The sequence below is a fragment of the Pseudarthrobacter raffinosi genome, assembly GCF_023913735.1.
GTDB classification, from domain to species: domain Bacteria; phylum Actinomycetota; class Actinomycetes; order Actinomycetales; family Micrococcaceae; genus Arthrobacter; species Arthrobacter raffinosi.
On sequence record NZ_JAMXBH010000058.1, the window covers coordinates 1 to 1,472 of the forward strand.

The following is a 1,472-nucleotide window of genomic DNA, read 5'->3' on the forward strand; positions in this document are numbered from 1 at the left end:
GGCGTAGCCCCGGATAAAGTGCTGCTGATCGGCGGAGGATCGAAGTCCAGGGCACTTCGCCAGGCCGCAGCCAGCATTTTCGGGATGCCCGTCGAGATCCCGACAACGAAAGAATATGTGGCGCTAGGGGCCGCTAGACAAGCGGCATGGTCAGCCTCCGGAAGCCTTCCCGACTGGCAACGAAGCGTTGAAGCCGCCTACGAGCCCGAAGGACACTGGGGCGCCGAGGTGCGGGGACGCTACATCGACGCCCGAAAAAACATCTACGGAGTCTGAGCTGATTGTGACGGACGCCCACTGGGCAGGCTCGAACACAAGGGTTCCTTGTGTTCCCTATATGAGGTATCGGTAGACGGTGGCGCGGGAGACCCCGAGCATCTTGCCGATGTCACGGGCGTTGATTCCTTTGTCCTTGAGTTCCCTGGCTCCGGCAGCGGCAGTGTCATCTAATTTTCGGGGCCTTCCGCCGTGGCGGTTGTTGGCCGCGGCTGCGGCGAGTCCTGCTCTGGTGCGTTCGATCATCGTGTCGCGCTCCAGCTGCCCGAACGCCGCCATGATTGTCAGCATGGCGGTGCCCATCGGGCCGGTGGTGTCCAGGCCCTCGGTCAGGGAGCGGAAACCCACTCCCCGTTCCCGGAGATTCTCGATAACGTCCAGGACATGCCGGGTGTTGCGTCCCAACCGATCGAGCTTCCAGACGGTGAGCACGTCACCGGCCTCCAGCCGTTCCATTGCCTTGGAGAGCTGGGGGCGTTCCGTCGTGGACCCGCTGACGCCGTTGTCGGCAAAGATCCGGGCAGCGCCGGCGGCCTGGAGTGCAGTGAGCTGCAGATCCAGGTTCTGTTCCGTGGTGGAAACCCTCGCGTACCCGATAGCAGCCATGGCCGTCCCTGCATTCTCTTAATCCCGAACAACTTGTCGTTATGAGACTACCTGTTGTTGGACGGCATTCCGAGACAACGCCTGTCCGTGTCGCGCCGCGAAATCCATGTCGGAAACCCGCTTCGGAAATCAACGTCGGAAACCCCTGCCGTGATGGTCTTCTCGACACATGTTGATCGGATGTCACGCGTCTCCACCGCCGACCAAAACCCCGACCACCAAACGGACACCCTCGCCCGCGCCGGCGTCGACCCGGCCAACATTTGCCTCGACCACGCCAGCGGCGCCAAAGCCAGCAGACCCGAGCTCGACAAGGCCCTCGCCTCCGCCAACCGGGCCGGCGACCAGCTCGTCATCACCCGCCTCGATAGACTCGGACGCTCAGTCCTGCACCTCGTCACCCTCGGCGGAAGCACGGGCAATGTTCGGGATGCTCTCCGTCCTCGCCGAACTCCAACGAGAACTCATCATCGCCAACACCCGCGACGGCCTCGCGGCCGCCCGCGCCCGCGGACGAACCGAAGGAAGACGCCCGAAACTCACCCCCGACCAGGCCCACCACGCCCAACAGCTCTACGACGCAGGGGACC

At 63.8% G+C, this 1,472-nt stretch carries 2 protein-coding genes and 1 pseudogene; 2 read left to right on the forward strand and 1 reads right to left on the reverse strand.

Features of this window, described 5'->3' with window-relative positions; genetic code table 11:
* Positions 1 to 276 (forward strand): FGGY-family carbohydrate kinase (locus tag NG698_RS21555; RefSeq protein ID WP_252612343.1); only part of this gene is annotated, 276 nt, incomplete at its 5' end.
* Positions 277 to 333: 57 nt separating this feature from the next.
* On the opposite strand, the gene NG698_RS21560 is transcribed toward NG698_RS21555, so the two are convergent.
* Entirely contained in the window at positions 334 to 882 is a 549-nt protein-coding gene (locus NG698_RS21560; RefSeq protein ID WP_252603985.1) for a recombinase family protein, read from the reverse strand.
* Positions 883 to 1,062: 180 nt separating this feature from the next.
* Here NG698_RS21560 and NG698_RS22015 point away from each other — a divergent pair.
* Positions 1,063 to 1,472: pseudogene (locus tag NG698_RS22015) on the forward strand (recombinase family protein); the annotation flags it as partial.

Bases quoted from the DNA above. Each gene is read 5' to 3' on its own strand.
- NG698_RS21560 (WP_252603985.1), bottom strand. From the start codon at position 882: ATGGCTGCTATCGGGTACGCGAGGGTTTCCACCACGGAACAGAACCTG.